Source organism: Kineosporia sp. NBRC 101677 (assembly GCF_030269265.1).
GTDB lineage: Bacteria > Actinomycetota > Actinomycetes > Actinomycetales > Kineosporiaceae > Kineosporia > Kineosporia rhizophila.
This window is the reverse complement of the sequence record NZ_BSTA01000004.1, coordinates 397,623-421,453: the sequence shown is the minus strand read 5'-3', so window position 1 is coordinate 421,453 and position 23,831 is coordinate 397,623. Positions and strand designations below refer to the sequence as shown.

At 70.3% G+C, this 23,831-nt stretch carries 23 protein-coding genes; 8 read left to right on the top strand and 15 right to left on the bottom strand.

Annotated elements, in window-relative coordinates; all coding sequences use genetic code 11:
• Positions 1–139 precede the first annotated feature (139 nt).
• Positions 140–1,072, top strand: a complete 933-nt coding sequence (locus tag QSK18_RS14680) for a helix-turn-helix transcriptional regulator (RefSeq protein WP_352396539.1) — start codon at positions 140–142, stop codon at positions 1,070–1,072.
• On the opposite strand, the gene QSK18_RS14675 is transcribed toward QSK18_RS14680, so the two are convergent.
• Complete coding sequence (locus tag QSK18_RS14675) at positions 966–1,937, bottom strand: pirin family protein (RefSeq protein ID WP_285619588.1); 972 nt, start codon at positions 1,935–1,937, stop codon at positions 966–968. The genes QSK18_RS14680 and QSK18_RS14675 overlap by 107 nt on opposite strands.
• A gap of 228 nt (positions 1,938–2,165) precedes the next feature.
• Between QSK18_RS14675 and QSK18_RS14670 the strand changes: the two genes are divergently transcribed.
• Entirely contained in the window at positions 2,166–3,827 is a 1,662-nt protein-coding gene (locus tag QSK18_RS14670) for a MinD/ParA family ATP-binding protein (protein ID WP_285619586.1), read from the top strand.
• A gap of 22 nt (positions 3,828–3,849) precedes the next feature.
• On the opposite strand, the gene QSK18_RS14665 is transcribed toward QSK18_RS14670, so the two are convergent.
• The 7 genes from QSK18_RS14665 to QSK18_RS14635 form a co-directional block, all read right to left on the bottom strand.
• The gene (locus tag QSK18_RS14665; RefSeq protein WP_232811804.1) at positions 3,850–4,059 is read right to left on the bottom strand and encodes a helix-turn-helix domain-containing protein; all 210 of its coding nucleotides are present in this window, start codon (positions 4,057–4,059) and stop codon (positions 3,850–3,852) included.
• The gene (locus tag QSK18_RS14660; RefSeq protein ID WP_232811805.1) at positions 4,059–4,538 is read right to left on the bottom strand and encodes a DUF2975 domain-containing protein; all 480 of its coding nucleotides are present in this window, start codon (positions 4,536–4,538) and stop codon (positions 4,059–4,061) included. Before QSK18_RS14660 ends, QSK18_RS14665 begins: the two co-directional genes overlap by 1 nt.
• Before the next feature lie 175 nt (positions 4,539–4,713).
• Positions 4,714–5,739: an iron-siderophore ABC transporter substrate-binding protein gene (locus QSK18_RS14655; RefSeq protein WP_285619583.1), complete on the bottom strand. Its 1,026-nt coding sequence runs from the start codon at positions 5,737–5,739 to the stop codon at positions 4,714–4,716.
• A gap of 27 nt (positions 5,740–5,766) precedes the next feature.
• On the bottom strand, positions 5,767–6,579 hold the full coding sequence (locus QSK18_RS14650; RefSeq protein WP_285619581.1) for an ABC transporter ATP-binding protein: 813 nt from the start codon (positions 6,577–6,579) through the stop codon (positions 5,767–5,769).
• Positions 6,580–6,585: 6 nt separating this feature from the next.
• Positions 6,586–7,632 (bottom strand): FecCD family ABC transporter permease, encoded by a 1,047-nt coding sequence (locus QSK18_RS14645; RefSeq protein WP_232811808.1) that lies wholly within the window; start codon positions 7,630–7,632, stop codon positions 6,586–6,588.
• Positions 7,629–8,639: a FecCD family ABC transporter permease gene (locus QSK18_RS14640; protein WP_352396558.1), complete on the bottom strand. Its 1,011-nt coding sequence runs from the start codon at positions 8,637–8,639 to the stop codon at positions 7,629–7,631. Before QSK18_RS14640 ends, QSK18_RS14645 begins: the two co-directional genes overlap by 4 nt.
• A 151-nt stretch (positions 8,640–8,790) precedes the next feature.
• Positions 8,791–8,970, bottom strand: coding sequence for a hypothetical protein (locus QSK18_RS14635; RefSeq protein WP_232811810.1), 180 nt, complete (start codon positions 8,968–8,970; stop codon positions 8,791–8,793).
• A gap of 123 nt (positions 8,971–9,093) precedes the next feature.
• Between QSK18_RS14635 and QSK18_RS14630 the strand changes: the two genes are divergently transcribed.
• Positions 9,094–9,636 carry a hypothetical protein gene (locus tag QSK18_RS14630; protein WP_285619578.1) on the top strand — a complete coding sequence of 181 codons (543 nt, stop codon included), beginning with the start codon at positions 9,094–9,096 and terminating at the stop codon, positions 9,634–9,636.
• A 36-nt stretch (positions 9,637–9,672) separates the two neighbouring features.
• Here the strand turns inward: QSK18_RS14630 and QSK18_RS14625 are convergent, their stop codons facing one another.
• Complete coding sequence (locus tag QSK18_RS14625) at positions 9,673–11,682, bottom strand: PhoX family protein (protein WP_285619576.1); 2,010 nt, start codon at positions 11,680–11,682, stop codon at positions 9,673–9,675.
• Between the two features lie 300 nt (positions 11,683–11,982).
• On the opposite strand from QSK18_RS14625, the gene QSK18_RS14620 reads away from it, so the two are divergent.
• Together QSK18_RS14620 and QSK18_RS14615 are read left to right on the top strand one after the other, a co-directional pair.
• On the top strand, positions 11,983–12,261 hold the full coding sequence (locus tag QSK18_RS14620) for a hypothetical protein (protein WP_232811813.1): 279 nt from the start codon (positions 11,983–11,985) through the stop codon (positions 12,259–12,261).
• Positions 12,262–12,342: 81 nt separating this feature from the next.
• Positions 12,343–14,661, top strand: a complete 2,319-nt coding sequence (locus QSK18_RS14615; RefSeq protein WP_285619574.1) for a sensor histidine kinase — start codon at positions 12,343–12,345, stop codon at positions 14,659–14,661.
• Between the two features lie 2 nt (positions 14,662–14,663).
• On the opposite strand, the gene glgX is transcribed toward QSK18_RS14615, so the two are convergent.
• On the bottom strand, positions 14,664–16,802 hold the full coding sequence (glgX, locus tag QSK18_RS14610; RefSeq protein WP_285619572.1) for a glycogen debranching protein GlgX: 2,139 nt from the start codon (positions 16,800–16,802) through the stop codon (positions 14,664–14,666).
• A gap of 294 nt (positions 16,803–17,096) precedes the next feature.
• Here glgX and QSK18_RS14605 point away from each other — a divergent pair, with 294 nt between their 5' ends.
• Together QSK18_RS14605 and QSK18_RS14600 are read left to right on the top strand one after the other, a co-directional pair.
• Positions 17,097–17,594, top strand: coding sequence for a Dps family protein (locus QSK18_RS14605; protein ID WP_232811817.1), 498 nt, complete (start codon positions 17,097–17,099; stop codon positions 17,592–17,594).
• A gap of 144 nt (positions 17,595–17,738) precedes the next feature.
• Complete coding sequence (locus QSK18_RS14600) at positions 17,739–18,581, top strand: SDR family oxidoreductase (RefSeq protein ID WP_285619568.1); 843 nt, start codon at positions 17,739–17,741, stop codon at positions 18,579–18,581.
• On the opposite strand, the gene QSK18_RS14595 is transcribed toward QSK18_RS14600, so the two are convergent.
• The 4 genes from QSK18_RS14595 to QSK18_RS14580 form a co-directional block, all read right to left on the bottom strand.
• Positions 18,582–18,830 (bottom strand): hypothetical protein, encoded by a 249-nt coding sequence (locus QSK18_RS14595; protein WP_232811819.1) that lies wholly within the window; start codon positions 18,828–18,830, stop codon positions 18,582–18,584.
• Between the two features lie 59 nt (positions 18,831–18,889).
• Positions 18,890–20,152, bottom strand: a complete 1,263-nt coding sequence (locus tag QSK18_RS14590; protein WP_285619566.1) for a calcium:cation antiporter family protein — start codon at positions 20,150–20,152, stop codon at positions 18,890–18,892.
• 99 nt (positions 20,153–20,251) lie between these two features.
• A complete protein-coding gene (locus QSK18_RS14585) occupies positions 20,252–20,713 on the bottom strand; it encodes a VOC family protein (RefSeq protein WP_232811820.1) in 462 nt (153 codons plus the stop codon).
• The gene (locus QSK18_RS14580) at positions 20,710–21,285 is read right to left on the bottom strand and encodes a DinB family protein (protein ID WP_285619563.1); all 576 of its coding nucleotides are present in this window, start codon (positions 21,283–21,285) and stop codon (positions 20,710–20,712) included. The genes QSK18_RS14585 and QSK18_RS14580 overlap by 4 nt, the downstream gene beginning before the upstream one ends.
• Positions 21,286–21,380: 95 nt before the next feature.
• Here QSK18_RS14580 and QSK18_RS14575 point away from each other — a divergent pair, with 95 nt between their 5' ends.
• Complete coding sequence (locus QSK18_RS14575; protein ID WP_285619562.1) at positions 21,381–22,496, top strand: helix-turn-helix transcriptional regulator; 1,116 nt, start codon at positions 21,381–21,383, stop codon at positions 22,494–22,496.
• 30 nt (positions 22,497–22,526) lie between these two features.
• Here QSK18_RS14575 and QSK18_RS14570 read toward each other — a convergent pair whose 3' ends face one another.
• The gene (locus QSK18_RS14570; RefSeq protein WP_232811823.1) at positions 22,527–23,393 is read right to left on the bottom strand and encodes a pectate lyase; all 867 of its coding nucleotides are present in this window, start codon (positions 23,391–23,393) and stop codon (positions 22,527–22,529) included.
• Positions 23,394–23,831: the final 438 nt, after the last annotated feature.

Here is a 23,831-nt window from a genome sequence, read left to right as displayed (position 1 = left end):
CTCCTCATCTGTGGTTGCTTTCGTTAGGTCCAGGTTCCCGCTCGCCGGACCCACGTCACCACGGTCTGCCTCGCCCAGCCCTGCCTGGGAACGACGCACCCACCCAGGAGGCTGCCCCCGAGGGCCGGGGCGCGTGAGGATGGGGAACATGAGCGATCTGGGTGACTTCCTGCGCAACTGCCGGGCCGGCCGGACGCCGGAGGAGGTCGGCCTGGACACCGATCCGAACGGCACCCCGCGCCGGGTGCAGGGGCTGCGCCGGGAAGAGGTGGCGCAGCTGGCCGGGGTGAGCGTGGACTACTACACCCGGCTGGAACAGGGCCGGCACAGCACCCCGTCCGAGTCGGTGGTGGAGGCGCTGGCCCGGGCCCTGCGCCTGGACGACGCCGCTCGCGCCCACCTGATCGATCTCGCCCGGCCCGTGCGCCGCCAGACGGGGGCCCAGCCCCGGAGTCAGCGGGTCCGGCCGGCCGTGCAGCAGATGCTGGCCTCGCTGGTCGACCACCCGGCCCTGCTGCTGGGCCGGCGCACCGACGTCCTGGCCTCCAACCCCCTGGCCACCGCCCTGTTCACGAACTGGCGGAAACTGCCTGCGGCAGAACGCAACTACACCCGCTGGGTGCTGCTCGACCCGCTGGCCCGCGAACGGTTCCCCGACTGGGCGCAGGTGGCGGCCGACGCGGTGGGCACCCTGCGGCTGGAGGCCGGACGGCGCCCGGCCGACCCGGCCCTGAACGCCCTGGTCGGCGAACTGACTATCAGGAGCCCCGAGTTCCGGGCGGCCTGGGACGGGCACCGGGTGCACGCGCGCACGCACGGCACCAAGCGCATGACGCATCCGGAGGTCGGGCCGATCACCCTGCAGTTCGAGGCGCTGACGCTGGCCGGCGACGACGACCAGACCCTGTTCGTGTACAACGCCGCCCCCGGCAGCGCCTCCGGCGACAACCTGCGCCTGCTGGCCCTCAGCCTCGGGGTCGCAGACGCAGCGGCGGAAGCACCGGGGCCGGAAGCGGATCCGGCTGCCCCGAAGGGAACTCGCCGAAGCGCTTCGGACCGTCGGAGCCACTGATCTCGGCCTGCCAGGCGGCCCGGAACCCGGCGATCTCGTCGTGGTCACGGCCCACGAAGTTCCACCACATGACGATCTGCTCGCCCAGCGGCTCACCTCCGATCAGAACCAGACGAACCAAGGACGAGTCGGCGCGGAGTACCAGTTTCCGGTGCCCCGGTGGCAGATAGGCCAGGTGGTCGGCCGCCACCGCGTGATCATTCACCTGCACGGCGCCCTGATCGACCAGCACGCCGTGCTCAAAACCCTCGGCAATGGCCAACTCCAGGACTTCCCCGGCGGGAAGCAGGATCTCGGCGCCGAGCAGCGGCGGCGTGTAGGTAGGCACCGGTGAGCTGCTGCCGGCCAGCGAGCCGATGAACACCCGAACATCGGCCCCGCCCAACCGGATCGGCTCGGGCGCGTAGTGATGGAAGGTCGGCGGCATGTCCCGGGTGGCCTCCGGCAACGCGTACCACAGCTGGGCGCCGTGCAGCGTAGTCGTCTCGGGCGTGGAGATCTCCTGGTGCGAGATGCCGTGCCCGGCCACCATCAGATTCACCTCGCCCGGCCTGACCCGCGCGGCGAAACCGGCCGAGTCCAGGTGGTCGATCTCGCCGGTGAACAGCCAGCTGACCGTGGCCAGACCGGTGTGCGGGTGCCGGGCGACCCGCATACCGCCGGTGGCCTCCACCTCGTCCGGGCCGTAGTGGTCGAGGAAGCACCAGGCCCCGATCAGGGTGCGCTGACGCTGGGGCAGCGTGCGCCGCACCGACATCGACCGCGGGCCACCCAGCGGAACGTCGCGCGGTTCGAGCACCTCCACACCGTCGGCCGGTGCACTGTCGCAGACCACCTCGACGGGCCTTTCCTCAACATTGCTCACGTCCGCAGCTTAGGTTGTGCCACTCAGCGCTCATCCCCACAATCATTTGTGTCACGTTTCGGTGGATTGGTGACTTTCCGTTGAGTCGTGACGTATCTTCCGTGACGTGCCTGCCCGTTTCATCCAGGTTGATCATGGGTTCTCCGTGGCTCGACCTCCGGATGCAGCGGCGGCCGGCGTCGTCCCCTCCAGGCGCCTCCCTCACCCCCGCACAAGAAAGGCAGCCGCGTGAGCATCACCGATCCGTACGGCGCCGTGCCGGACTGGCCCAAGGTCAGCGCGAACATCGCCGAGGACGGCTCCGCCGAAGTCACGATCAACGGCTCCCCGCGGACCGTGCTCAGTGGCGGGGGCGACGTCGCCCAGGCCCGGGCGGCCGTGCTGGAGCACCTGAGCGTGCAGACCGCAGGCCTGGGACGGCCCCTGCGGGTCGAGACAGTCGACCCGGAGGGTCACTCACACCTGGTGGTGCATCCGGACGGCCGGGTTCTGCCGCTGGAGGACCAGCCGCCCAACAGCACCGCCCGCGCCTGGGAACAGGTGGCTCCCGGCCCACTGCCGGGCTCGGCCCGCCGGGCGAAGCTGGGCCGCTCGAAGCACGGCCCGCTGCGCGATGCACTGGGTCCCCGCACGGCCGGCTCGGACGCGCTGAGCCCGACCCTCCTGCCGGAGAATGGCACCGACGCTGCACTCAGCCCGGACGACCCGCCGCCCACGTCGAGCGTCCCGATCTCTCCCCCGACCCTGCCGGAGCAGACCACCGCGGCCGGGCTGCCGATCCGCCCGACGTCGGGCATGCAGAGCAACAGCCAGCCCGCCGCCCCGATCACCAACCAGCCCACTCCGGCAGCCGCCGCCAGCACCCCGGGTGGCCCACCCACGTCCTCTGGTATCCCCACGATCCCGCCCCCTTCGTCCACCAACCGGATGGCTAAGGAACTCGGTGTGCCCCAGGCGAAACCCACACTCCCCGACCTGCTGGCCACCCGTCCCCCGGCTCCGAGCGGGCCGGCGCAGGACGGCTGGCAGGGAGTGCTGCGTCGGCTGACCGGCGGCCTGATCTCCCCCTCCCCGAGCCCGCAGGAGCTGGAGTACCGCGAGTCGGTGGCGTCGGTGCAGCGCAGCCTGCGGGGGCCGAAGACCGTGGTGGTGGTCAACCCGAAGGGTGGGGCCCACAAGACCACGGCCACACTGCTGATCGCTGCCACCTTCGGCATGCACCGCGGCGGCTACACGCTGGCCTGGGACAACAACGAGACCCGGGGCACCCTGGGCTGGCGCGCCAACCCGGCCCGGCACAGCAACACCGCCGTCGACCTGCTGCGCGACCTCGACCGGTTCACCGACGTGCGCTCGTCACGGGTCGGCGACCTGGACAACTACGTGCGCTCGCAGGGCAGTGCCCAGTTCGACGTACTGGCCAGTGACGAGGACGCGGCCTCGGCGGCGAGCATCGACGACCGGGCCTTCGACCAGCTGCACCGGGCGCTGGCCCGGTTCTACCGGGTGCTGGTGGTGGACACCGGCAACAACATGCGGGCCTCGAACTGGCAGGCCGCGATCAATGCGGCCGACCAGCTGGTGATCGTCTCGACCATCCGGGAGGACACCGCGGCCTCGGCCGCCTGGCTGGCCGACGGCCTGACCGCGGCGGGCAAGACCGACGTGGTGCGCAACGCCGTCACCGTGCTGAGTGCTCCCGGCCGACGGGCGGATCCGCAGCTGCACGACCGGCTGCACGCCCACTTCGGCAGCCTGACCCGGGTGGTGCTGGACGTGCCGCACGACCCGGCACTGGTCTCCGGCGGCCCGATCACCTACGACGCGCTCTCGCCGGCCAGCCGTGCAGCCTGGCTGCGGGTGACCGCCGCGATCGCAGACGGCCTGTAAGGGCTTGGGAGTGGGTCGGGGATCATTCCTCCTCGACCCACTCCAGCAGGTCGCCGGGCTGGCACTCCAGCACCCGGCACATCGCGTCGAGCGTGCTGAAGCGAACCGCCTTGGCCCGCCCGTTCTTCAGTACCGCCACGTTGGCCGCGCTCAGGCCGACCTTCTCGGCGAACTCCCCCACACTCATCTTGCGCCTGGCCAGCTCGACGTCGATCCGCACGACGATCGGCATCAGATGACCCCCTCCAGGTCGGAGCGCAGAGTGGTGGCCTGACGCAGCAGAGCGCGCATCACCAGCATCAGCAGCCCGGCCACGGCGAGCCCGACCACGAGCAGGAACAGCAACAACGGCACGCCCGGGTCGTCGGCGTTGAAGCCGACCCACAGGAAGAAGCCGGTGAGCACCAGCCAGGCCGCCGCGATCGCCGCCAGGATCACGTTCACCCAGGTGAAGGCGTCTTCGCTGAAGATGCGGTCGCGCCGGATCAGGCCGAGCAGCTTCCAGGTGGAGACCACCACGGCCTCGGCGCACAGCAGCCAGAACCCGGTGAGGACGGTCAGCGGCCAGCGCAGGTGCGCGTCGTCGGGATTCTGCTCGGCCATGTAGGCGAACTGACCGGGGAACGAGAAGGTCTGCAGCATCACCAGGACGCCGAACAGCACCGCCAGGAACCCCTTGAGCACGAAGACCACTCGATGATCAATCAACATGCATCGAGTATCACTGAGTATCTATCGAAAATCAATCGATGGACGTCGGTGGCGACCATCTCTGCAGACGTCCGCCGGTCGCCTTGGTCACCAAAGGCACGACCCCCGGTTCGCAAGGCGAACCGGGGGTCGTTTCCCGCAGCCGGGACCTGACTGCGGGCAGAGACAGCTGGGACTACTTGGCCAGGGCGGCCTTCCACAGCGGCACCACGTTCTCCAGGGCGTAGGAGATCGACAGCGGCGACTCGGTGGCGAAGGCCGAGCTGATGTTCTTGTCGTCGATGACCACGCTGTGACCGGCCTTCACCGCGGGAACCGCCTGGAACAGCGGGTCTTCGCTAATGTCGGTGGCCTCGATGCCGATCGGCGCCATGGTGACCAGGTCGGCGTCGAGCATCTTCAGGTTCTCGCTCGAGACGCTGACCGAGAAGGAGCCGGCCTCGCGCTGCTCCTCGACGGTCGGGTTGTTCTTGAACCCGAGCTTCTCGGCGAAGTTCACCCGGCCGGTGCCGCTGACGTAGGCGCCGTAGCCCTCGCTGGTCTTCGAGCCGACGGTGATGGTCTTACCGGCGAACTCGGGGTTCTCGTCGGCGTACTTCTGGTACTCGGCGTCGATGTCGGCGACGATCTGCTCGCCCTTCTCCTTCTCACCGAGCGCCGTGGCGATCATCGTGGTCTGGTCGGCCCACGGGGTGAGGTAGGCGTCGGCCCCCTCGGGAATGCCGACCGTGGGGGCGATCTTGCTGAGCGTGTCGTACCGCTCCTGGTCGCCGCTCGACTTCACGTCGAGGATCAGGTCGGGCTTGAGCGCGGCGATCTTCTCGTACTCCGGCTCGAGAGTGCCGATGATCTGCGGGGCTTCGGTGTACTTGCCCTCGGCCCAGGGGCCGACACCCTCACCGCCGAAGGCCAGCCAGTCGCTGGCGCCGACCGGCTGAACGCCCAGGGCGAGCGCCGTTTCGGCGTCGGACCAGCCCAGGGCGACGACGCGCTCGGGCTTCTTCTCGATGGTCACGTCACCGAACTTGGTGGCGACGGTGGCCGGGAAGGCGCTGCTGGAACTGGTTTCGGAGTCGGACGAGGCGGCCTCGGCGTCGGAGTCCGAGTCGCTGCCGCAGGCAGTCAGGGCAACCATGGTGGCAGCGGCGACAGCGACGAGAACCGTACGCCGCGAACGCCGCTGGGGCAGTGAGGAACGCATGAGATCAGGTTAGCATTACCTAAGCTGTCAACCGGTTTCGGTTGCGACACGGTGCCGGCCGATCGGCACGATCATCGGGCTGCCCGAGATCGGGTCGGGCACAACCGAACACCGCATCCCGAAGATGTCCTCGATCAGGCCGGCGGTGACCACCTCCCGCGGATCCCCCACCGCCATCACCTTTCCGGCCCGCATCGCGATCAGGTGATCGGCGTAGCGGCAGGCCAGGTTCAGGTCGTGCAGCACCACCACCACGGTGGTGCCCCGGGTGGTGTTCAGGTCGATCAGCAGGTCGAGAACCTCGAGCTGGTGCGCCACGTCGAGGTAGGTGGTGGGCTCGTCGAGCAGCAGCAGGTCGGTGCGCTGGGCCAGAGCCATGGCGATCCAGACTCTTTGGCGCTGACCACCCGAAAGCGCTTCCACCGGGCGGGAAGCCAGCTCCAGCACGCTGGTGGCGCGCATCGCCTCGGCGACCGCCTGGTCGTCCTCGGCCGTCCATTTGCGCAGCCAGCCCTGGTGCGGGTAACGGCCGCGGCCGACCAGATCGCTGACGATGATGCCGTCGGGGGCCACCGGGGTCTGCGGCAGGATGCCCAGTACGCTCGCCACCTCCTTGGTGGGCGTCTTCTGGATGTCCTTGCCGTCCAGCAGGATCTGCCCCGAGGTGGGGGCCAGCAGGCGGGCCATCGCGCGCAGGGTGGTCGACTTCCCGCAGGCGTTCGGGCCCACGATCATCGTCACCCGGCCCGGCGGGACGTCCAGGTCGAGGCCCTCGACCACCTTCTGCCCGTCGTAGCCCAGGTGCAGGTCCCGGGCCCCGAGCGTGTGTTCGGCCGTCATCGTGTACTACCCACCCTTGCCGATCCGGTTGGCCCGCGAGAGCAGCCACAGCAGGTAGGGCGCACCGATCAGGCTGGTGACCACCCCCACCGGGAACTGCGTGGACCACAGCAGGTGCTGCGCGGCGAAGTCCGCCACCAGCATCAGGAGTGCGCCGACCAGCGCGGCCTGGAACAGCGCGGCCGGCTTGGCCGGCAGCAGGCGGCGGGCCACCGGCCCGGCCACGAACGCCACGAAGTTGACCGGGCCGGCGGCGGCCACCGCCACCCCGGTCAGCCCCACCGCGCAGATCAGCAGGAACCGGCGGCTGCGCTCGACCGGCACGCCGAGACCGGCGGCCGTGTCGTCGCCCATCTGCAGGGCGGGCAGCGGCCGGGCGGCCACCACGGTCAGCGGCAGCAGCACGACCAGGCCGATCAGCAGCGGGTAGAACGCCTCCAGCGAGGAGCCGTTCAGCGAGCCGGTGAGCCAGACCAGGGCGTCCTGCGCCACGGTCACGTCGGCGCTGGTCATCAGGTAGGAGATGACCGAGGCGGAGGCTCCGGCCACGCCGATGCCGATCAGGATCAGCCGGTACCCGGCCACACCGCGCTGCCAGGCCAGCAGGTAGATCAGGGTCGAGGTGACCAGGGCGCCGGTCAGGGCCGAGGCCGACAGGGCGAAACCGCTGACCCCGAAGGTGATCGCGGCCACCACCGCGCCCACACCCGCCCCCTGGGTCACCCCGATCATGTCCGGGCTGGCCAGCGGGTTGCGCAGGAGCGCCTGGAACAGGGCGCCGGCCAGCCCGAGAGCCAGCCCGACGCAGAGCCCGGTGACCGCCCGGGGCAGACGCAGTTCGACGATGATGAAGTGATTGCCGGCATCGCCCTGGCCGAGCAGGGTGCTGACCACGTCGGCGAAGGGGATGCGGAAGTCGCCGAACGAGAGGCTGAGCACCAGCATCGCCACGATGCCGGTGACCAGGACGGCGGTCACGCCGATCTCCCGGCCGCGGCCGCTGTGGCGGGCCCGGGTCAGGACCTCGACGTCGGCCAGGACAGTACTGCTCACAGCTCGGCCATCTTCCGTCGGCGGACCAGGAGGATGAACGGGATCGCCCCGACGGCGGCGGTGATGATGCCGACCTGCAGCTCACCGGGCCGGGCGATCAGCCGGCCGAGCACGTCGGAGACCAGCAGCAGCGAGGGCGCCAGCAGCAGGCTGTAGGGGATCAGCCAGCGGTAGTCGGCCCCGGCCAGCATGCGGGCGGCGTGCGGCACCACCAGCCCGACGAAGGCGATCGGCCCGGCGACCACCGTGGCCGCCCCGGTGAGCAGCACCACCGCGACCGCACTGACCACCCGGACCAGGCCGACCTTCTGGCCCAGGCCGCGGGCCACGTCGTCACCCAGGGCCAGGGCGTTCAGCTGCGGACCGAGCAGCAGGGCGAGGACCACCCCCACGGCGATGAACGGCGCGGCCTGGCCGAGCACCGCGCTGTCCCGGCCGACCAGCGAGCCGACCTGCCAGAACCGGTAGCGGTCGTAGGTCTCGGTGTCTTTCAGCAGCATCGCCGTGGTGAGGGCGAGCAGGGCGGCGCTGGCGGCCTGCCCGGCCAGGGCCAGCTTGACCGGGGTGGCGCCTTCGCGGCCCAGCGAGCCGATGCCGTAGACCAGGGTGGCGGCGAGGGCGGCGCCCAGGAAGCCGAACCAGATGTACACGTCGGCCGAGGTCAGGCCGAGCCAGCCGAGGGCGAACACGACGGCCGCAGAGGCGCCGGCGTTGATCCCGAGCAGTCCGGGGTCGGCCAGCGGGTTGCGGGTCACCCCCTGGATCACCGCACCGGCCAGGCCCAGGCCGGCCCCGGCGAGCAGCCCGGCCACGGTGCGCGGGATGCGCAGCTCCTGCATGATCAGCTGCCCCTCGACCGAGCGGTCGGGGCTGAACACACCCTGCCAGACGTCGCTCAGCGGCACGCTGCCGGAGCCGATCATCAGGCTGAGGGCAATCGAGAGGACCAGCAGCACGACCAGGCCGAGGATGCCGGCCAGGCCGGTGCTGACCCGCACCCGGGTGATCCGGTGCTGCGTGCGCGCGACCGGGTCGCCTGCGGGCGCGTCGATCGCAGGCGTCACGAGCTCTCCAGTCAGGGTTCTTCCGTCACTTGGTCCGGCGACGAAAGGTAAGGCTAGCCTTACCCCCTTGGCAAGTTCCGCCCCTGGGAGCTGCTCAGATGGGTTCGGGCACCCCGTCCGGGTCCTCCGGGTCTCCCGGCCCGGGTTCGGCGGGAGCCGGCGGCAGCGTCTCGGGGGTGTCCGGCAGCAGTTCGCCCGGGTCGTCGGGGACGGGCTCGCGCGGGTCGATCGGCGGGTACACCTCGGGGTCCAGTTCCGGTTCGGGTGCAGACATCCGGTCAGGATGCCCGATCCCCGACCGAGCGCCAGTCGAGCACCGATCGAAAGACGGGCCGGACACCGCCCGGGCCGCCGGGAGCCCTGTTCCGGCGAGGAGGGCGTGTCTACCATTTCCGGCATGGCGGCCGAGCGCGCTCCGTGGACCCTGACCGCCCCCACCGGAGCCGGCTTCACCATCACCTTCACCCGCGGCATCTCCGCCGAGCAGGTCCTGGCCGGTTACGGCGCACCGGCGAGCGAGGCCCACACGGTTCCCTGGTCGGCCGATTCCCGGATGCTGCGCGCAGGTCTGCTCAACCGCTGGGCCTTCGGCTACGAGGAACAGGGCACTGAAGGGCTGCGAACAATCGTCCTTAAAGCACTTTCGGAAGGTACGGACACGCTGGTCCTGCACGACAGCGGTTCATCGGTGCGCTTCGAGCACTGGCGCGACAGCGAGCGTCTGGAGGGTTTCGAGCCCGGCCGGCCCTACTCCCGGCCGAGGTGGGAGCCCCGGCCCTACTGGGACCGCCTGCAGGAGAAGCTGGTTCCCGGGGTGCGGCGGGCACCCGCCGCCCTGGCCCTGATCGAGCAGCAGATCCGGGCCGTTCTCACCGAAGAGGTGCTGACCGGGCCACTTCTCAGCGTCCGGCTCGACACGAGTGCTCCCCTGCCCCGGTGACCGGGACAGGGGCGCACTCGGCTCTTTGCGGGTGACCTACTTGCGGGTGATCTGGACGACCGACGGACGCGGGCCGCGCCAGTCGCCCTTGCCCGGCTTCTGGCCGTCCTTCACGTAGTCCGGGAAGTAGGAGTGCTGCGCGGCCCAGGTGCCGTTCTCACCCGGGTGCTGCACCGCCACGAAGACCGAGCCGTCCTTGTCGTGGACGACCGGGCCGCAGGTCTCGGCCTCGACCGGCACAGCCAGGAACTGCACCAGGTGGCCGCGCTCCTTGCCGGCCACCGGCACCCGGAACAGGCCGTCGTTCTTGCTGATCGTGCCCGGCTGGCCGTCGGTGGAGATCCACAGGTTGCCGGCCGAGTCGAAGGCCACGTTGTCCGGGCAGGAGATCGGCGCCACCGGGCCGTCCCAGCCGGCGAAGTACGTGCCGGCCTCGTCGGTGTCACCGCACACCATGAACAGGTTCCACTCGAACTTCGTGGCGTCGGCCTTGTTCTTGCGCTCGGTGATCTCGATGATGTGGCCGTTCTTGTTGCCCTTCACCGGGTTCGCCGCGTCCGGGGCGGGCTTGCCGTCGGCGCCCCGGTTGGTGTTGTTGGTGCAGGCGACGTAGACCTTGCCTGACTTCAGCGAGGGCTGGACGTCCTCGCAACGGTCCATCGGGGTGGCCTTGACCGCGTCGGCCGCCTCCCGGGTGAAGACCAGCACCTCGTCCAGGGTGAAGCCGGGAACCGCCGACTTGCCGTCCTTGGTCAGCGGGATCCAGGTGCCGGAGCCGAGGTTCGCGTTGTCCTGGCGCATCTCACCGGTGAACTTGGCGACGTAGAGGTCGCCCTCGCTCAGCAGCTTGAGGTTGTGCTTGCGGGCCGCGCGGGAGTCGCCCTTGCGGAACTTGTTCTTGGCGACGAACTTGTACAGGTAGTCGAAGCGCTCGTCGTCGCCCATGTAGGCGACCACGGTGCCGTCGGAGTCCACCCGGACGTTGGCGCCCTCGTGCTTCATCCGGCCCATCGCGGTGTGCTTGACCGGCGTGGACTTCGGGTCGGTGGGGTCGATCTCGACGATCCAGCCGAACCGGTGGGGCTCGTTGGCGTAGCCGGCCTTGGTGGCGTCGAAGCGCGGGTCGACCTTCTCCCAGCCGTAGCTGCTGGGGGTGTTGGTCAGGCCGTAGCGCTTGCTGCCCCGGGCCGCCGGGTCGGCGACGAAGTAGCCGTTGAAGTTCTCCTCACCGGAAAGCACGGTGCCCCAGGGGGTCGTGCCACCGGCGCAGTTGCCGAAGGTGCCGAGCGCGAGCACGCCCTCCGGGTCGTCCTTGGTCTTCAGCAGGGCCGAGCCGGCCGCCGGGCCGTCGATCAGGAACGGGGTGTCGGCGGTGATCCGCCGGTTGTTCTTCGCCCCGCGCACGTACTCCCACTTCTCACCGCGGCGGCGGCGCTCCAGCTCGACCACGGCCATCCCGTGCGCGGCCTTGAGCGTGCGCAGCACCTCGGCCTCTTCGGCCTCGGAAGTGGTGGGCGGGAACATGATCTGACGGTTGGTGTACTCGTGGTTGCACACCAGCAGCGCCTCGGTGCCGCGCTTGTTCGTCTCGATGATGTCGAGGTAGTCGTTGTTGTAGCCGAACTGCAGGGCCTGGGCCTTGGCGTCGGGCTTGGTCGGGTCGAACTCCGGGGAGTTCTTGAACAGCGGGTCGCCCCAGCGGATGATCGGGTCCCAGCGGAAGCCCTTGGGCACCGTGAAGGCGTCGACGGTGGCCTCGACCGACTCGATCGGCGTGAACCGCAGCGGGGAGGGCGTGGCCCAGGTGCCCGAGGCAGCGGCCTCGGCGCCCTGCGCGTGCACCACCGGCATGGCCACGGCCGCAGCCAGAACCCCGCCCCCGGCCAGCAGGGTGCGGCGGCTCAGCGCGGCGGAGGCGATGCTCTGGAAGGACGGTTCGCAGCTGGAGTTGGGAGCCGGGCGGGCGCAGGCGCTGTCGCACTTGAGGTGACAGGTGACGGCACTTCGGTTTCCGTGCGTCAGCCCGAGCATGGGCAGGTTTCTCATCAGGATCTCCCGGACTTCACATCCACGGGTGCTGGTCAGCCGTGGGTCACCCGGACGCTAACGGGGCCACGGTGGGCAGACACCAGACTCGATGCGTACAGTCGATGAACGGACAATTTAGTCAGCGTTCACTCACCTAATGTTTCGGCCCGTTCCGGCGCAGACGGCCCGTCCGGCGCCCAGATCCGCCGGCGGGTGCCCCAGCCTGCACCTGACCTGGCGCCCTGGGGCCTTTGGGGTGATTCTTACTGAAGAGTCACCCATGGACGAGAGTCCAACCCCGCGGTCCGGAGGATCAGCATGTCCACACCTTCACCCATCGTGTCCGGCCGCGCCTACCGAATCCTCGCCATGGGTGGCGGGCAGCCCGTCCAGAGCCTGGAGGACCTGCTCGGCACGGTCTCCGAGTTCACCATCGACCACGGCAACGGCTACGTGGTCCGGGGCAGCTCGCGCCGCGACGAGGGCACCGTGAAGTTCTACGAGAAGGACAGCGGCGGCACCGGGAAGGACCTGCGGGTCTGGCGCCTGGTCCAGGCCGGCCCGGACACCTTCACCGCCGAGCACGTCGTCGGCTAGACCGCCGGCCGGACCCTCGGCTGCATCGTCGGCCCTGCGAACCCCGACTCGCCAGTAGGACTGTTCTGGGATACTCCTCCCGTGCCGGAACCCCAGCCCGTCGAGCGGTCGATGCTGCGCATCAGCCGGCGGTGGGCTGCCTACAGCCGTCTGGTCGTCACCGTGGGCTGCGGCAGCATCGGCCTGTTCCTGGTCGAGGGCACCCGGCTGCTGACCGCCGCGATAGTCACCGCCGGGCTGATCGCCTGGACCCTGGTGTTCTGCCTGCGCCTGCTGCGACTGCCCGGCGGCGAACCGGTCGGCGGGCTCTGGCTCACCGCCGACCTGGCGGTGGTGTGCGGGGTGCTGGCCGGGCAGTACTGGCTGATCCCGCCGAACAGCGTGCCGGACGGCACCGGCTGGATGAACGCGCTGGTGGCGATGACGATCGTCAGCTACCAGTGGCACACCTCGGCCCGGGTGGGCGCGCTCGCCGCAGTGCTGCTGGTGGCCGGCTACTGGGTGGGCATCGAGGGGGCGACCGGCGGCGAAGGCGGCACCTGGCCCGCACCGGCGATCTGGCTGCTCGCCGACGCGGTGCTCTCCCGCGGGCTGTTCGTGATGGTGCGGCGGGGCGGACGGCGGGCCGACGAGGTCCTGGCCGCCGGTGACCGGGAGCGGGCCGCTGCCGAGGTGAGCCGGGCCCGGCGCGCCGACGAGCGTGAACACCTGGCCACCCTGCACGACACCGCGGCGGCCACCCTGCTCATGGTCGGGCAGGGCACCGTGCCCCGGCGCAGCGAGTGGCTGCAGCAGCAGGCCCGCCGGGACCTGCAGATGCTCGACCCCGAGGTCCGGGCGGTGCGCCCGGCCCCGGTGCTCGACCTGGCCACCATGCTCGCCGAGACCACCGCGGCGGGCGGGGTGGCCGTCTCCTACCGCCCACCGCAGACCCTGATGCTGCCCTCGATGCCGGCCATCGCGATCCGCGACAGCGTGCGCGAGGCCCTCGCCAACGTCGCCCGGCACGCCTCGGTCTCCGAGGCCGACCTGTCGGTGCAGCACGACCACGGCCGGCTGGTGGTCGAGATCCGCGACCGCGGGCGTGGTTTCGACCCCTCGCAGGTTCCCCTGCACCGCCGGGGGATCGCCGAGTCGATCGTCTCCCGGATGCACCGGGCCGGCGGCACCGGCTCGGTCACCTCCGCCCCCGGCCGGGCACCGTCGTGCGTCTGGAGTGGGCCGATGCCTGAGTCGACGACCACGGCGGGGGTGGTGGCCGGGGTGGTCATCGCCGACGAGTTCCTGCGCGGGCTGCGGATCGCGGTGCTCGGCGTGACCTCCGCGGTGCTGTGCGCCTGGTTCCTGCCCATCGCGCTGACCAGCCCGCAGGCCTACACCTCGGCGCCGCTGCAGTACGCCTGTCTGGCCGCGCTGGTCGTGCTGCTGTTCACGGCGATCGCGATGGTGGCCCTCGACCGGCCCTGGGGCCGGGCCCGCTGGCCGATGGTGGGGGTGGCCCTGGTGGCCACGGTGCTGGCCACCGCGTCGGTCGAGCCCGAGCAGCTGATCCTGCCTCCGCACTGGTCATGGAAGATCTTCGGCTGGTACGCCGTGCTGCTGCTGATGGACCTGCCGCTGGGCTGGTTCTTCGGCGCCCTGGGCCTGCAGCAGCTGATCACCCTGGGGCAGGTGCTCGTGGCCGGGCAGGGCAACGAGCCCACGCTGGTCGAGATGGGCGTGACCAGCCTGCTGGTGGCCTGCTGGCAGGGGGCCGTGGCGGTGGCCGCGGTGGCCCTGCAGCAGTCCGGGGCGGTGGCCCGGCGCACGGCTGCCGAGGAGGCCCGGCTGCGCCTTTCCGAGCAGGTCGCCGAGCAGGTACACACCGATCGGCAGACCCGCTACGACGAGCTCGCCGCCACCACCGCTCCCCTGCTCGAGGGCATCGCCAGCGGCCGGTACGACCCGGGCGACCCCCAGGTCCAGCAGGCCTGCTCGGTCGAGGCCGCCCGGATGCGCCGGCTGTTCGCCGAGAGCGACGAGGTGGCCGACCCGCTGGAGCACGAGATCCACGCCTGCATCGACGTGGCCGAGCGCCGCGGCATCTCGGTGCAGGCCTCGATGCGCGGCGCCCTGCCCGAGGTGCCCCTGCCGGCCCGCCGGGCGCTCACCGAACCGGTGATCGCGGTGCTCACCGGAGCCCGGTCGAGCGCCCGGGTGGCCGTGGTGGCCCGGGCCGACCAGGTCTCACTGAGCGTGGTGGTGGACGGGGCCGAGCAGATCGCCGAGACCCCGGCCCCGCCGAGCACGGGCGACGCCCAGGCGGGCCGGGTGGAGGTCAGCCGGCTGGTCAGCGGGGACCGGCTGTGGCTCGACGTCACCTGGACGCCGGCCACCGCCTCCCACGACCCGGCCGCCTGACCTCAGGCGTGGGCGCAGCCCAGGACCACCAGGGACCGGGCCTCGACCAGCAGCTTCCCGGCCGCCTCGACGGTGGTCGGCTCCTCCTGCGAGGGCTGGGAGTCGAGCACCACCTGCCACTGCTTGCCGTACTCCACCGGCGGCAGCACGAACTGCAGGTCCTCGTGGTGCGCGTTGAACATCAGCACGAACGAGTCGTCCACGATCCGCTGACCGCGCGCATCGGTACCGGTGATGCCCCGGCCGTTGAGGAACATGGCCACCGCCTTGCCGAAGCCGCTGCCCCAGTCCTCCTCGCTCATCTCCTCACCGTCGGGTGAGAACCAGCTGATGTCGGGAACGCCCTCGCGGCCGCGCCGACGCACCGGCAGACCGTCGAAGAAGCGCCGGCGCCGGAACACCGGGTGCTGCGCGCGCAGCGCGGCCGCCTGCCGGGTGAACTCCTGCAGCCCTTCGTCCAGCGTGGACCAATCGATCCAGGTGAGCTCGCTGTCCTGGCAGAACCCGTTGTTGTTGCCGTTCTGCGTGCGGCCCAGCTCGTCACCGTGGCAGATCATCGGAACTCCCTGCGAGAGCAGCAGAGTGGCGATGAAGTTGCGCTGCTGCCGGGCCCGCAGAGCCAGCACCGACTCGTCCTCGGTCGGGCCCTCGACCCCGCAGTTCCACGACCGGTTGTGGCTCTCCCCGTCGTTGTTGTCCTCGCCGTTGGCCTCGTTGTGCTTCTCGTTGTACGAGACCAGGTCCCGCAGCGTGAAGCCGTCGTGCGCGGTGACGAAGTTGACCGAGGCCACCGGGCGCCGGGCCGAGTGCTCGTAGAGATCGGCCGAACCGGTGATCCGGGCCGCGAACTCACCCAGGGTGGCCGGCTCGCCGCGCCAGAAGTCCCGCACGGTGTCGCGGTACTTGCCGTTCCACTCAGTCCACTGAGGCGGGAAGTTACCGACCTGGTAGCCGCCAGGACCGACGTCCCAAGGCTCGGCAATCAGTTTCACCTGGCTGACCGTCGGATCCTGCTGCACCAGTTCGAAGAAGCTGGAAAGCCGGTCCACGTCGTAGAACTCGCGGGCCAGGGTGGAGGCCAGGTCGAAACGGAAGCCGTCGACGTGCATCTCGGTGACCCAGTAACGCAGCGAGTCCATGAGCAGCTGAAGGGCGTGCGGGTGACGCACGTTCAGCGAGTTCCCGGTGCCGGTGTAGTCCATGTAGTACTGCTGGTCGTCGTCCACCAGCCGGTAGTACGCGGCGTTGTCGATCCCCCGCATCGACAGCGTGGGACCCAGGTGGTTGCCCTCGGCGGTGTGGTTGTAGACCACGTCGAGGATGACCTCGATGTTGGCCTCGTGCAGGGCCCGCACCATGGCCTTGAACTCCTGCACCTGCGACCCGGGGGCGGGCATCGAGCTGTACTTGGGGTCGGGCGCGAAGAACCCGATGGTGTTGTAGCCCCAGTAGTTCGACAGGCCCTTGTCGATCAGCGTGGAGTCGTTGGCGAAGTGGTGCACCGGCATCAGCTCGACCGCGGTGACCCCGAGCGAGGTGAGGTGTTCGATGATCGCCGGGTGGGCCATCGCCGAGTAGGTGCCGCGCATCGCCTCGGGGATGTCCGGGTGGGTCTGGGTCAGGCCCTTCACGTGGGTCTCGTAGATCACCAGGTCCGCGTACTCGTGCTGGGGCGGGCGGTCGTTGCCCCAGTCGAAGAACGGGTTGATCACCACCGAACGGGGCATCGCGGCGGCCGAGTCCTCGTCGTTGCGGCTGTCCGGGTCGCCGAAGTCGTAGCTGAACAGGCTCTGGTCCCAGTCGAACTGGCCGTCGATGGCCTTGGCGTAGGGGTCGAGCAGTAGCTTGTTCGGGTTGCAGCGGTGCCCGGCGGCCGGGTCGTAGGGGCCGTGCACCCGGTAGCCGTAGCGCTGGCCGGGCTCGACCCCGGGCACGAAGACGTGCCAGACGAAGGCGTCGACCTCGGGCAGGTCGACCCGGGTCTCGGTGCCGTCCTCGGTGAACAGGCACAGCTCGACCCGCTCGGCGACCTCGCTGAACAGGGCGAAGTTGGTGCCGTAACCGTCGTAGGTGGCGCCCAGCGGGTAGGCCTTGCCGGGCCAGACCTGCAGTTGGGTGGAAGGTGCCGGGGCGTCAGGCAAGGGAGGCTCTCTTCTCGAACGGGGAGTCACCGAGGGGGCACTTTTCTGCACCGTCGGTCACTGCACCACGGGAACGCCGCCCCTGCCACTCGGCAGGCTGGGCCCATCGGCGGGACAACTCACGGTTAGTGCTACCTAAGTTACGCAGGTGACAGCCACCCACCCGGTGCACAACCGTCGTTCCGGCGCTGACCTGCAGTGATGGAGATAGGTTAGCCTCACCTACTTCTTTTGACAGATTCAAAAGAAGGGTTCAGGGTGGACCTCAGCAGCCGAACGTAGAGGAGCCCGATCATGACCACCTTCGCGTCCCAGAACACCGGGAACACCGGTTTCCACGCCTCCGCGATCCTGGGGGCCAACCTCCAGCGCGTGCTGGTCGACCTGGTCGCCCTGCACCTGTACGGCAAGCAGGCGCACTGGAACATCGTGGGGAAGAACTTCCGCGACCTGCACCTGCAGCTCGACGAGATCGTCGACCTGGCCCGCGAGCACAGCGACACGATCGCCGAGCGGATGCGCGCCCTCGACGTGGTGCCCGACGCCGGCCCCAAGGCGGTCTGCGCCCAGACCACGCTGAGCGACTTCGGCTCCGACGAGGTCGACACCGCCGAGGCGGTGGACAAGATCACGCTGATGCTGCGCGAGACCGCGGCCACCGCGCGCGCCGTGCACGACGACGTGGACAACGAGGACCCGACCACGGCCGACCTGCTGCACAGCATCATCCACGACCTGGAGAAGCAGGCCTGGATGGTCTCCTCGGAGAACCGCAGCCCGCGCAAGGGCTGATCCCTACGAAGTAAACAGTCCTCTACGGTTGCGGACGGACCCGGTGCTCAGCAGAACCAGCACCGGGTTCCGGCCACCTCCGGTCTGCCGGCTACCAGCATGGCCGGCAGGCCGGCCGGGAGGGCGTCTGACAGGCTGCGGCCCATGACGGTCACCGCAGCGCCCCTTGGTATCACCGGCTCCACCGGCAATCTGGGCGGTTGCGTCGCCCGCCGCCTGGCCGAGGCGGGCGTGGCCCAGCGCCTGCTCGTGCGCGATGTCACCCGCGCCCCCGAGTTCTCCGAGGCGCGGCCGATCACCTACGCCGACACGCCCGCCGTGCGCGAGTCGCTGGCCGGCCTGAAGACGCTGTTCATGGTCTCCGGCACCGAGTCGCCCACTCGGGTCGACGAGCACTGCGCCTTCGTGGACGCGGCCGTCGCCTCCGGGGTCGAGCACATCGTCTACGTCTCGTTCTTCGGCGCCGCGCCCGACGCCACGTTCACGCACGCCCGCGACCACTGGCACACCGAGCAGCATCTGCGCTCCAGCGGGGTGGCCTTCACCTTCCTGCGCGACAACCTGTACGCCGACTTCCTGCCCGGGATGGCCGGCGACGACGGGGTGATGCGGGGGCCGGCCGGCGAGGGGCGGGTGGCGGCCGTGGCCCAGGACGACATCGCCGAGGTGGCCGTCGCGGTGCTGCGCGATCCAGCCGGGCATGCCGGTCGCAGCTGGGACCTCACCGGGCCGGAGGCTCTTACGCTGGGGGAGGTCGCGGCCACGATCACCGAGGTGACCGGGCGGCCGGTGCGCTTCGAGAACGAGACCCTGGCCCAGGCCCGGGCCTCTCGGGCGGGCTACGGGGCCCCGGAGTGGCTGGTGAAGGCGTGGATCTCCACCTACACCGCCATCGCCGCCGGAGAGCTGGCCACCGTCAGCACCGCCGTCGAGGACATCACCGGTCACCCGGCCAAGAGCCTGGCCCAGCTGTTGCGCGAGGCCTGATCAGTCCATCAACCCGGCGTCCTGGCCGGACACCCCGTCCTTACGGTGCGGAGGGGCCTCACCGGCAGCCTGCTCATCGATCTTCTGGCCCGGGTAGCCGGCCAGCGCCTGCCGCCGGTCGGGGGCCTGGCTCACGTCGCCGCCGCGCAGCACGTCCGGTGCCGGGGCGTCGGTGGCCGCGGGCTCGGCGCCGGTTCCTTCGTTCACTCCCTGCTGCTCGACCAGCTCGGGGTTCTCCTTGTTCGCCATACCCGCGACCCTGGCACCGGCCGGCGACGACCGCACGCCCACACGCTGGCTCCCGGCCATCAGGGCTGATGCCCGGCGTACTCCGACTCGGGGATCAGGTCCTTGGTGAACGGGGCCCGCAGCGTGGGCAGCAGGTGGCGGAAGTTCAGCGCCAGGGCGACCAGGGCGGCCAGGCCGTACACGCCGCACAGGATCACCCGGCCCTCGGTGCTGGTGACCGGGAACTGCACCAGGAACAGGGCCAGGAGCAGCCAGGCGGACCAGCGGTGGAACCGCAGCCCCAGGATCAGCGCGATGCCGAGCATGGTCTGCGCGGCCGTCAGCAGCATCTCCTCGACCTGCCGGTCGTCGAGCGGCAGCGCCGGCTCGCCCCCACCCGCCCAGTAGGCCATCGGCAGGGAGCCCACCAGGAGCGTCCACTGGTTGACCTTCGCCGAGATCAGCGTGCCGATCGCCGCCGTCGCGTTGCCCCGCGCGGCGAACATGATCGCGATGATGAACTCCGGGGCCTCCGAGGCCAGCGGCGCCACCCACTGCACCAGCAGGAACTCGTCGATCCCGAGGTCCTCGCCGCCCTCCACCAGGCTGTGGGCGAACGGCTCGGCGGCGATCAGCACCACCGCCGCCGCGAACACGAACAGCGCCACCAGCGTCCAGCGCCGGGTGGTGATGGGCAGCGCCCCGATCACCGCCGACGTGCCGCGCAGCTTCGGCTCCTCGACCGGGCCGCGGCTGAGCCGGTAGGCGTAGTAGCCGAACCAGATGAACAGCAGCCCGCCCATCCACACGTGGATCTGCGCGGTGAGCGGCATGATGAACGCGAAGACGCCCGCGAACAGCAGGAATCCGAGCTCCAGACGGTTGCCCGCGTCGAGCGGCAGCACGTGCCCACGCCGGTCGTGCACCCGGCGCAGACCCCACAGGCCGACCAGCACCACCACCGGCCAGCCCAGCCCGAGCAGCAACCGGTTCGAGCCGGTCATGTTCGCCGCCGCGTACTGCACGTAGTCGGGATTACTGCCTGCCGTGTAGGCGTAGTACAGGTCGACCGCGTACTCGGGCAGCACCGCGATCAGGGCCAGGATGGCGATCGCCAGGCCCCCGGAGATGTCCACCTGGGCCGCCTCGGCCGCCCAGGCCAGCACGAACGAGGCGGCGAAGACCGCGGCCCCGAACACCAGCATCGCCACCACCGGCTCGACGTGCAGGCCCGAGAACCGCACGACCACGGCGGGCAGGGACAGCAGCACGCACAGGCCGACCGAGGTGAACAGGCGCCGGGTGGGCACCCGGGTGGTTACGTCGGAGGATGTCGTGGACACGCCAGGTTGCTCCCGCGCTCGCTCGGACGGACCCGGAGCGGTCGTGCCCGCTCCGCGCCCATCCTGCGGTCTTGTCCCGTTCTGCGCCTCTCGAACACCTCAGTCGAGGCAGAACTCGTTGCCCTCCGGGTCGGCCATCACGATGTGCCCGAAGCCCATCGGCGGTTCCGGCTCCACCCGCTGCACCCGGCGCGCGCCCAGGCCGCTGAGCCGGTCGCACTCCTTCTCGAGCGCGGCCATCCGTTCCTCCCCCCGCAGTTCGGGCGCCACCCGCACGTCCAGGTGCACCCGGTTCTTGACCGTCTTGCTCTCGGGCACCTGCTGGAAGAACACCCGCGGCCCCTGGCCCTGCGGGTCCTCCACGGCCGAGCGGGTGTTGCGCTGATCCGCCGGCACCCCGATGCCGGCCAGGAACTCCTGCCAGGCCTCGAGCGGGTCGGCCCCCTCGGCCGGCGCGACTCCGGGCGGGCCGGGGATGACGTAGCCGAGCACCTCGGACCAGAACCGGGAGAGCCCGGCCGGGTCGTGGGCGTCGATCGTGACCTGGAATCCGCGGCTCATCGCGAGGCTCCGTTCTCGGGTCGGGTGTGCACGTAGAGGTCCCGCAGCAGGCAGACCTCGGACAGATGATGGATCAGTTCCCGGTTGATGTGCAGCACCAGGTCGGCCATCGGCCGGTCGGGATAGGCGGGTTCCTTCGGGCCCACCGGAACCGCCAGATCGGCTTCACTGAGCCCCTTCAGACCGGTCAGCCAGCGGTCGAGCTGCGTTTCCAGTTGCGTCAGAGCCGTTCTGGCGTCTCCGGCGTACTCCCAGGTCTCATAATCGGCTGCCTCGAAACCGAAATGAGCGGCATTGCGCATCGCCAGCACCCCTACGATCACGTGCCCCAGCCGCCAGGCGATCGTGGTGAAGGGGGCGGGTTCGGGCTGCGGGAAGGCGAAGTCGATGGTGTGCGCGCCGGTCCCGAACTGCGTGGTCAGATCACTGCGGACCCGGACGTTCCAGGCGTCCGCGACCGGGGCCCAGAAATACTCCTCGTCGGCCAAACCCTCCAGCCGGTCTCGCAATTGGGTGTTCCAGTGGTGTTCCCACTGCTCGATCAGGACTTCGTTCCAGTTCAGTGTGTCCATGAGAGGCAGCCTGCCAGGCTATGCGGACAGGGTCGGTCCGCAATGGATGCGAGAGTGGGGGTGAAGTCGGCCGACCAGAAGGGCTAGGTGCATCGATGCCGAACGACCGGCCGCACTCGGGCACAGCGTCCAGTAGGGCACCGATTGAGGACGTCGGTAGCGCCTCGGGCGCCCACGTCGGCCAGGGTGGTGGTCAGGATCTGCGGACGACCGAGCGGGTGCTGACGCTGCTCGGCCTGCTGCAGCAGCGCCAGGTGTGGACGGGCCCCGAGTTGGCCGAGCGCCTGGCGGTGACGCCGCGCACGGTGCGGCGCGACGTGGACCGGCTGAGGGCTCTGGGCTATCCGGTGCAGGCCGGCCCGGGGGCCGGTGGCGGCTACCGGCTGGGGCCCGGTCAGGAACTGCCGCCGCTCCTGCTCGACGACGAAGAGGCGATCGCCACGGCGGTGGCCCTGCTGGCCGGGGCCGGCTGGATCGGCGGGCCGTCGTCCACCGCGCAGGCCAATCCGGACGCGACCGACGCCACCCTGCGCGCCCTGAGCAAGCTCGACCAGGTGCTGCCCGCCCGGCTGCGCCAGGAGGTGCGCGCCCTTTCCGAGGCGGTCGAGTCGTTCGGCGGCGGCCGGACCCCGCTCGATCCGGAGGCGCTGCTGACCCTGGCCCGGGCCTGCCGCGACCAGGTCGAGGCCGGATTCGGCTACCGCACCGGCGCTCCCGAGCCGGTGTCGCAGCAGCGGCGGGTGGAGCCGTACCGCCTGGTGGCCTCCGACCGGCGCTGGTACCTGTTCGCCTTCGACCTCGACCGCGACGACTGGCGCACCTTCCGGCTCGACCGCATGTCCGAGGTGCACGCCCGCACCTGGCGTTTCACCCCGCGCCCGGCACCCGATGCCGCGCGCTACGTCCAGGAGGCAGTGACCACAAGGGTCTACCCCCAGCAGGCGAGGTTCCGAGTGCACTCCCCCGCCACCGTCGTCCGCAATCAGATCCCGCCCTCCACCGCCGCGGTGGTGGAGATCGACGCATCCAGCTGCGAGGTGTCCAGCGGCGCAGCCCATCTCGACACCGTGCTGGCGCACGTGCTGCTGCTCGGCCACGCCTTCGAGGTCCTGGAGCCGCCCGGTCTGGCCGACCGGGCCCGCGAACTCGGGCACCGGCTGCTCGGCGCCGCCGGCCCGCAACCGCGAAAGGCCGGTCCAGCCCCCGGATAGAGGGCGGGACCGGCCTTGACGCCGGAAGACCTACTTGTAGGTGATGTCCGAGGACGAGTACTTGCAGTACGTACCGTCGGCCCCGGAGCCGGTCTTCTTCGGCTCCTTGCCACTGCTGTTGCCGGTGAACTTGTCGCAGATCGAGATCTTCTTGTTCTTGTCGTACAGGCGCACGTTCTTGAACGTGGCCGTGTCCTTGTAGTTGGTGTTGATCCCGACCAGCGACTTGCCGGGCTCCACCACCAGGATGTTGTCCAGCTCGACCGAGCGCTGGTACTGGGTCGAGCAGTTGCCGCAGGAGCGGTACAGCTTGCCGAAGTCCTGGACCACGAAGTCCTTGATCACCAGCTTGCCGGTGCCGTTGTGCTGGAAGACCTTGTCGCTGGCCTTCTTCGCGCCACCACCGGTGATGGTCATGACCTGACCGGACTTCTTGCCCTTCTGGGTGGCGGCGTCCTCGCCCACGTCCTCCCACCACACGTTGGACAGCGTGCAGGTGCCCTCGCAGTGGATGCCGTCGCCGGCCTTGGCACCGATGATGACGTTCTTCACCGTGCCGCCGTCGGCCACCTTGAACAGCGGGTCCTGGCTCTCGCCCTGGTCGCCGCCCCAGCCCTGGAACCGCTTGCCCTTACCGTCGAAAGTGCCACTGACGGGCTGCGTCTTGGTCAGGTTGGTGGTGCCGGTGGGCGTCGGCCAGGTCGTGCTCAGCGCCTTCGGCGTCGCGGCCGCGGCCGCGCTCTTCACCGTGGCCGACGAGGACGAGGACGTCGAGTTGGCGGCAGTGGCGACCGAACCGGCCACCGCGGCCAGCGCGACACCGGCGATCAGACCGCTCCAGAGGCGGCGACGGCCGGTGAACGTACGCTTCAGACCACCGCGCGTGGGGCTTTTCATGCGGTTACCTTTCCGGGCAGAGGACCGCGAGGGCCCGAGGCCGTCAAGTGACCTCGGGAGTCCTCACGGAGGATTCGCCGCGCGGGGCCGGTGAGCCGGCCGGGTCCGCCCTGAACGGTCCCGACCGGCGTCGCTCGGCGGGCCTGCCCTGAACAGGCCCGAACGGTTTCCCGGCCCGCCCTGAACGGGCTGGGAGACCATCGGGCACCACCGGCGCCCCGCGCTTCTGACGCCCCCTAAGTCCGTCGCCGGGCCCGAAAGGTTGCCCCCGCAGCGAAAACTTTTTTCGCTCGGGCCTCACCGGGCCACCGACCTGCACTCATGACTCACCGTTGATCCGCGACGACGCCCGGATCAAGAAGACAAGGCCGATGTCCGCTTCGTACCAATGGGAATCCGCCGCCGGAGCGGGCTAACTGGAGGAACGGGTGACGTGAC

Bases quoted from the DNA above. Each gene is read 5' to 3' on its own strand.
- QSK18_RS14680 (WP_352396539.1), top strand. From the start codon at position 140: ATGGGGAACATGAGCGATCTGGGTGACTTCCTGCGCAACTGCCGGGCC.
- QSK18_RS14665 (WP_232811804.1), bottom strand. From the start codon at position 4,059: ATGCCGATCGTCGTGCGGATCGACGTCGAGCTGGCCAGGCGCAAGATG.
- QSK18_RS14660 (WP_232811805.1), bottom strand. From the start codon at position 4,538: ATGTTGATTGATCATCGAGTGGTCTTCGTGCTCAAGGGGTTCCTGGCG.
- QSK18_RS14655 (WP_285619583.1), bottom strand. From the start codon at position 5,739: ATGCGTTCCTCACTGCCCCAGCGGCGTTCGCGGCGTACGGTTCTCGTC.
- QSK18_RS14650 (WP_285619581.1), bottom strand. From the start codon at position 6,579: ATGACGGCCGAACACACGCTCGGGGCCCGGGACCTGCACCTGGGCTAC.
- QSK18_RS14635 (WP_232811810.1), bottom strand. From the start codon at position 8,970: ATGTCTGCACCCGAACCGGAACTGGACCCCGAGGTGTACCCGCCGATC.
- QSK18_RS14630 (WP_285619578.1), top strand. From the start codon at position 9,094: ATGGCGGCCGAGCGCGCTCCGTGGACCCTGACCGCCCCCACCGGAGCC.
- QSK18_RS14625 (WP_285619576.1), bottom strand. From the start codon at position 11,682: ATGAGAAACCTGCCCATGCTCGGGCTGACGCACGGAAACCGAAGTGCC.
- QSK18_RS14620 (WP_232811813.1), top strand. From the start codon at position 11,983: ATGTCCACACCTTCACCCATCGTGTCCGGCCGCGCCTACCGAATCCTC.
- QSK18_RS14605 (WP_232811817.1), top strand. From the start codon at position 17,097: ATGACCACCTTCGCGTCCCAGAACACCGGGAACACCGGTTTCCACGCC.
- QSK18_RS14600 (WP_285619568.1), top strand. From the start codon at position 17,739: ATGACGGTCACCGCAGCGCCCCTTGGTATCACCGGCTCCACCGGCAAT.
- QSK18_RS14595 (WP_232811819.1), bottom strand. From the start codon at position 18,830: ATGGCGAACAAGGAGAACCCCGAGCTGGTCGAGCAGCAGGGAGTGAAC.
- QSK18_RS14585 (WP_232811820.1), bottom strand. From the start codon at position 20,713: ATGAGCCGCGGATTCCAGGTCACGATCGACGCCCACGACCCGGCCGGG.
- QSK18_RS14580 (WP_285619563.1), bottom strand. From the start codon at position 21,285: ATGGACACACTGAACTGGAACGAAGTCCTGATCGAGCAGTGGGAACAC.
- QSK18_RS14575 (WP_285619562.1), top strand. From the start codon at position 21,381: ATGCCGAACGACCGGCCGCACTCGGGCACAGCGTCCAGTAGGGCACCG.
- QSK18_RS14570 (WP_232811823.1), bottom strand. From the start codon at position 23,393: ATGAAAAGCCCCACGCGCGGTGGTCTGAAGCGTACGTTCACCGGCCGT.